Source organism: Vibrio sinaloensis DSM 21326 (genome assembly GCF_000189275.1).
Taxonomy (GTDB): domain Bacteria; phylum Pseudomonadota; class Gammaproteobacteria; order Enterobacterales; family Vibrionaceae; genus Vibrio; species Vibrio sinaloensis.
This window is the reverse complement of sequence record NZ_AEVT01000118.1, coordinates 25388-32157: the sequence shown is the minus strand read 5'-3', so window position 1 is coordinate 32157 and position 6770 is coordinate 25388. Positions and strand designations below refer to the sequence as shown.

Genomic DNA, 6770 nt, shown 5'->3' with positions numbered 1-6770 from the left:
CTGGCGTCGATTGTACTTTTAGCGATGGAAGCACAAAGCACATGCCCCGTGAGTTATGTAAAGCATACGGAGGGAAATCAAGTTAGCTCGCTTGCAAAGCTACGAAGTTACAAATTTTGTTAACTTCGTAGCCCTAACATATTAGAGTTTATAGAAATCTGCTCCCAAAAAAGCTTCCCATCCTCTTTGCCACTCTGCTTTAATCATAACTTCTTGCGGTTGCCCATCACATTGAGTCGTGTAACGAGTTCCTTTAATGCCTTTCTCAAACGCAGTAAAAGGATCACAGTATATTGCTTTGCCCGCTTTATATCCCTCTTCATAAGCCACCTGATCAAATGAGGCTTTGTCCTTTAGATCAGCGAGAACATCATTGTCATACTGCCCTCCTCTAGAGCCGAATCGCTCCCCCTGACCATACCAATACTCTGCAGCCGTCTTAGGTTGGCTAGTACATGCTTGTAAAGCGATAAGTACAAAAGGAACAAACCATATTTTTGTCATTTTAGCCTCCGGATTAAAACGAAAAAAGCTGAGCAGTATGCTCAGCTTTTAGACAGTAGATTAGATTTCTGGTTCAGATACTTATTACTTAACTGCGAAAGGAATAGTTAGCATAAGTTTGAAATCAGTCTCGTCTTGGAACAAGTTAGTGTAACCGGTCCAGTTTGGAGCATCTGTATCATTGAAGTACTCAGTGTAGTAGAACGAGATGTTCGCATCTTTCAGAGCACCAGCTTGGATTGCATAGTTAGCAAAGAAGCTGTACGCGTACTCTTTAAGGTCTTTGTAACCTTCAGCTTCTGCACCGAAGCCAAATGCACTGCTTACACCTGCACTGAAGCCTTTACCACCGATATCAGAGAAGTCACGAGATGCAGATAGGAAACCTGCGAATTCACCATCGTGGTTAAAGTCAGAACGGTTGTTCCACCAGATGTCGTATGCACCGTTTGAACCACCGTATTGGCTAGTTAGGCGGTAAGCCATGTTACCTGATGCGCCATCAACGTTAGACTCGGCAGACGTGTACGTTGCTTCCGCACGGTAAGAATATTGGCCAGAACTGAAAGAGCTCAACATAGCTAGCTGGAACGCAGTGCTATCATATTGCTCGTCATCATCTACAACGTATAATTGTGGAGACCAGTAAACACCGCCATCAGTTGTACCTTTAACTTTAACGTGGAAGTTCTTACGCTCACCACCAGTTAATGCACCGTAACCAACATCAACAAGAATATCGTTGTCAAACGTGTAACGACCACCTAGAGAGTACAATGCACCAGCATCGTCACCATCAGTTGTTTGGAAAGTGTAAGTACGCTTGAACCAAGGTGCTTTGTATTCTTCAGCAACAACTAAACCTAAGTCGAAACCACCAACTTTCGCACCGACTTCACCACCTAGGTATGTACCAGGAGCAAATGACCAGTTCACACCTAAAGAACTTGGTACTGATGGTTGGAAGTAACCCAATTTAGCTGTAGCCGCATCACCAAACTTAAATTTCGCTGCTGCAGTCGCGAACGAAACGCCGTTGCTGTTACAGTTAGAGTTCCATTTAGAGTTTTCGTTAGTTACTTGACCTGGGTTATCAGGATCTTCCGCAAGCTTCTTACAATCACCAACTTTTCCGTCGCCGTAAGGGCTGCTTACATCCCAGAAGTTCATTTCATGGTCTGGGCTCGCGTTTTGCCACATATCGAATGTGCTGTAGATAACAACATCTGCACCTACAGTGTCAGCAACGTAACCTGAGTTAAAACCAAGGTTTGCAAAGATAGAACCGTGGTCTAAGTTAGCCGTTTTCTTAGTATCAGAACCATTCGCATTGACATTACCACGAACACGATCACGCATGAAGAAGTTAACGTTACCGCTAATCGTAGACTCACCGAAAAATTCTGAAACTGCACCTGCGTAATCTGGGCCCAAGTTATCTTGGTTAGCCATTGCAGGAGCCGCTGCGATGGCACCTACTAGAGCTGCTGTAAGTGCAGATACTTTAAACATTTTGTCCATGGAAAAACTCCTAAAAATGGATATAGCTGTTTTTTCTTTTTTCTCACCTTAAGTTGGCCGCCGAAGGGAGAACTCATTTCCTATGTCGAAAACCGCCAATTATTCATTAATTATTGATTTTCAATTTCCTGCATACACACCGTGTATCCATGCCTAAAGACTAACTTCGCGAAGCAAAACATCAACAGGAAGTTTCTTTTTATCTAAAAAAATATGACCCGCTACAAACTTTTATAATCTTAGTGATCCTGATCTCCATTCTATTTATCAACAAAGCCAAAAAACACCAATAACAATAAAAAACAATCACTTACATATAAAAATAGATAAAAACGAATTGAAGTGACTCGCATTTTTTTGAAACGAAACGGCCAATTAATGTTTGTTTGAAGGTGATCACTGACGAAGTAATGCATTTCATCAGTACAAAAACAGAAGTTATTTCAAGATAAAAAAAAGCCACCTTGCGGTGGCTTCATTCACAAAAAAATAAGATTAAATCAAGTCGATAAGATCTTGCTCGGTACGAATTTCAACCCCTAAATCTTGCGCTTTCGCTAACTTAGAGCCTGCATTTTCTCCTGCAAATAATATGTCGGTTTTCTTAGAGACACTCCCCGTCACTTTTGCACCTAAATCTTGTAATGCTGCTTTGGCATCACTACGTGATAATTGCGACAAGCTGCCAGTTAACACGACTGTTTTGCCAGCTAAAGGTTGAGGCGTAGATTCATCTCTCTCTTCAATCTCTGGCCAATTAATACCTTGCTCTAATAGTTGCCCGATGACTTGTTGATTGCTCTCTTGCGCAAAGAAGGCGGTTATGTGGCTGGCAACAATCTCTCCAATATCCGAAACAGCGATTAGTTCTTCATGTGTAGCCTTTGTTACGGCTTGCAGTGATTTAAAATGTTGAGCTAGGTTAGCAGCGGTGGCTTCGCCAACCTCTCTGATCCCGAGCGAGTATAGAAAACGAGGTAACGTTGTCTGCTTAGACTGATTTAAAGCATCCACCACATTTTGCGCTGATTTAGGGCCCATGCGGTCTAATACCGTGATAACACCTGCTGATAATTTGAATAGATCGGCAGGAGTTTCAACCATTTCTCGGTCGACCAACTGTTCAATGACTTTTTCACCTAACCCATCCACATCTAGCGCCTTGCGTGAGACGAAGTGCTTTAACGCCTCTTTACGCTGAGCCTGACAAACCAGTCCTCCCGAACAACGAGCAACGGCCTCACCTTCAATGCGTTCCACTTGAGACTGACAAACTGGGCATAACGCTGGGAATACGATCTCACGTGCGCTATCAGGGCGTCGGTCAACGACCACAGAAACGATTTGAGGGATAACGTCTCCTGCACGACGAATCACTACTGTGTCGCCAATCATGACACTGAGACGCTCGATTTCATCGGCGTTGTGCAGTGTTGCATTACTCACGGTCACACCACCAACAAACACTGGCTCAAGCTTAGCCACGGGGGTAATCGCACCTGTGCGACCAACTTGGAATTCAACGTCGTTTAGCGTGGTGAGTTCTTCCTGAGCAGGAAACTTGTAAGCAATAGCCCATCGAGGTGCTCGAGCAACAAAGCCTAATTGTTCTTGCAAAGCAATGTCGTCTACTTTGATAACGACACCATCAATTTCATAAGGCAGCGCTTCTCGGCGCTGCAAAATGTCTTGATAGTAGGCTTTAACCTCATCCAAACCAGATACCCGCTTCGTTTCGGGGCACATCGGCAATCCCCACCCTTTAAGCTGAAGGAATCGTTCATAGTGGCTGCTCGACAACGTCGCACCTTGTACTACGCCAACACTGTATGCGTAAAAACTCAATGGTCGTGTTGCAGTGATACGCGAATCAAGTTGGCGTAAGCTACCTGCAGCCGCATTTCGAGGGTTAACGAAGACTTTCTCGCCTTTCTTAAGCGCTTGCTCATTCAGTTTGTCAAAGCCGGCTTTCGGCATGAAAACTTCACCGCGCACTTCGATACGCTCAGGCCAACCTTGCCCTTGTAACTTCAACGGAATGGCTTTGATAGTACGGACATTCTCAGTAATATTTTCACCAGTTGTACCGTCCCCTCGAGTGGCAGCTTGCACTAACACCCCATTTTCATACAGCAGACTGACCGCTAAGCCATCTAATTTAGGTTCGCAGCAAAACACATCAAATTTTGCGCTAGGAATTCGATCAGCCATGCGCTTGTTAAAACTCTCAAGCTCAGCGTCGTCAAACGCATTATCCAACGACAGCATGGGTATCTCATGGTTAACAGAACCAAAACCATCCAATGCAGCCCCACCAACTCGCTGGCTTGGAGAATCAAGACTCATCAAATCTGGGTGTTGAGACTCAAGTTCCATAAGCTCTCGCATTAAGCGGTCATATTCGGCATCGGGAATTTCTGGACTGTCTTCAACGTAGTACTTCACTCCATGGTAATGAAGCGTTTCACGCAATTGATTAAGCTTTTCTTGAATCTCTTTAGACATGGCTAACTCTACTTGTTGGTGCTAGAGAGGCCTCAGACCACCTCTCTTTTTATGTGAGTGGAAGTATGAACACCCCAACTCTTATTCGCAATACTGTGTTAATGAAAAAAGGCTCCTGATCAGAGGAGCCTTTTTATCAAAAAGTGGCGCTTACGCTTGCTTTGCGGCTTTAAATTGTTGAATTTGAGCGCGGTAACTATCCAATCGATTTGGCGTCATTAGATTACGCGCATCATCGAGTACATTAGCGCCAAGATCATCGGCTATCTGCTGGGCAGTTTTCAACATAAGTTTAAAGTTCTGCTCTTCATCACCGAAGCACGGCATGGTCATAAAGAAAGAAATACCTTTGGTGGTAAACTCAGCCGGATCATCGTGCTTCAATGTACCAGGCTGCATCATGTTCGCAACGCTAAATAGCACTTTGCCAGTACCGGATAGGTCAGCATGGCGGTGGAAGATGTCCATCTCACCGTAAAGCAGCCCATTTTGCTGCATACTGTCAAACAACTTGGTTCCGACAAAAGGTTCATCACCTGCACAGTGAACATTGATCACTATCACTTCAAGCTGAGGTTCAGCTTGTGGCTCTGGCTGCGCTTCCACAACAGGTTCTTGGATGCTGTCGCTTGGCTCAGGTTCAATCGCTGTCATTGTTTCCAATACAGGTTCCACCTTTTCTTCAACCTCATCCAAAGACTTGCTTGAGAAAGACGGCACATCCAATTCAGGCTCTTCCAACGTCGATTGTACTTTGGTTGGTTCATCAACGTCAGGATAACCATCAATCAGCGGATCGACGCCGACAGGTTCAGTCGCAAACTCTGGTTCTTTGCGTTCTTTACGAATGATCTCAAAGTCATCTTCCGGAGCAAAAGCACGCTCAGGTGATGCTTCCGAATCTTCTTCGTTTTCGACGTCTAGTTTACGAAGCGGCTTATTACCGAATTTAGCCGTCCCTTCTTTCTTGCTTGTCCATAAACCGTGGAACAACAAAGCGGCAATCGCTAAGGCTCCGACAATTATGAGTACGAATCGCAGTTCCTGCATTTTTTGCTCTCAATTGCTCAATAAACCGTGCTGCTTTAGCACCTGTATCGAATTGGGTTTTACCTAACTGTCAGTAACTCTACCAAAACTCTCCCCTGTTTTAGAACAACTTAATGTTAGAAGTTCCGAGAATGTTGTGATTTTGAACACGCTTTTTTCTTGTTAAGATACCCAACGTTCGTTTTTAAACCAATTAATGACTATTACTATGAACCCATCTCATCCTCAACGAAGCGGCTTTGGTTATTTTTTCTATGGCCTCGAACTGGCAATGAAGCCGGGGATACGTCAATTCGTGTTGTTACCATTGCTGGCGAACATATTGCTGGTTGGTGGCGCGCTGTTTTATCTTTTCTCTCATTTAGATAGTTGGATCTCTCATTTAATGGGACAACTACCAGAATTTCTTTCATGGTTAAGCTATCTACTGTGGCCTCTATTGGTGCTCACTATATTAGCTACCTTTTCCTACTTCTTTAGTACACTTGCTAACTTTATCGCAGCGCCATTTAACGGCCTTTTAGCAGAGAAAGTAGAGGAGCAATTAACCCAGCAAAGAGTTAATGAAGACGGCTTACTATCAACATTGAAAGACACGCCACGAATCTTAGCGCGCGAATGGCGTAAATTGGTTTATGTACTGCCAAAAGCAATTGGCCTGTTTTTGCTTCTCCTCATTCCAGCTCTTGGCCAAACTATAGGCCCAATTCTTTGGTTTGCCTTTACTGCTTGGATTTTAGCGATTCAGTATTGTGATTACCCATTCGACAATCACAAAGTGAGCTTTAATGACATGCGTTACAGTTTGAAACAAAAACAAGGCAAAGCGTACAGCTTTGGCGCATTAGTCAGCATCTTTACTACGATTCCAATTTTGAATCTTTTTGTTATGCCTATTGCTGTTTGTGGCGCTACTGCAATGTGGGTTAGCGAGTTTAAGCAGCAGCACAAGAGCTAGCTATACTGCCTCCAATTCTGAATAAGCAACAGGGGCGTTTTTCACAGCGAAAGACGTTCCGGTTTATCAAGTAATGAATCGCCGCACAATACAAGAAGCGCTCGGTTATCAAACTTCGCCCTTTCATATCATATAACTATTTAATCCTTTTCTCGTTTTTTAACCTAGCCTAATCTCTATCCTACAAACTTATTCACTAGAACTGCGTCTGTTTGAAGCACAGCTGTGAAAC

The 6770-nt window shown here is 43.9% G+C and carries 5 protein-coding genes; 1 reads left to right on the top strand and 4 read right to left on the bottom strand.

The features are described 5' to 3' along the window. Positions 1 to 141: 141 nt before the first annotated feature. From RH45_RS21640 to zipA, 4 genes are all read right to left on the bottom strand, one after another. Positions 142 to 504: a DUF2799 domain-containing protein gene (locus RH45_RS21640; protein WP_008081477.1), complete on the bottom strand. Its 363-nt coding sequence runs from the start codon at positions 502 to 504 to the stop codon at positions 142 to 144. 84 nt (positions 505 to 588) lie between these two features. Further along, positions 589 to 2025, bottom strand: a complete 1437-nt coding sequence (locus RH45_RS21635) for a hypothetical protein (protein ID WP_008081475.1) — start codon at positions 2023 to 2025, stop codon at positions 589 to 591. A gap of 495 nt (positions 2026 to 2520) precedes the next feature. After that, a complete protein-coding gene (gene ligA, locus RH45_RS21630; RefSeq protein ID WP_008081473.1) occupies positions 2521 to 4530 on the bottom strand; it encodes an NAD-dependent DNA ligase LigA in 2010 nt (669 codons plus the stop codon). A gap of 150 nt (positions 4531 to 4680) precedes the next feature. After that, a complete protein-coding gene (zipA, locus tag RH45_RS21625; protein WP_008081468.1) occupies positions 4681 to 5580 on the bottom strand; it encodes a cell division protein ZipA in 900 nt (299 codons plus the stop codon). Positions 5581 to 5788: 208 nt separating this feature from the next. On the opposite strand from zipA, the gene cysZ reads away from it, so the two are divergent. After that, entirely contained in the window at positions 5789 to 6538 is a 750-nt protein-coding gene (gene cysZ, locus RH45_RS21620; protein WP_008081467.1) for a sulfate transporter CysZ, read from the top strand. Positions 6539 to 6770 lie beyond the last annotated feature (232 nt).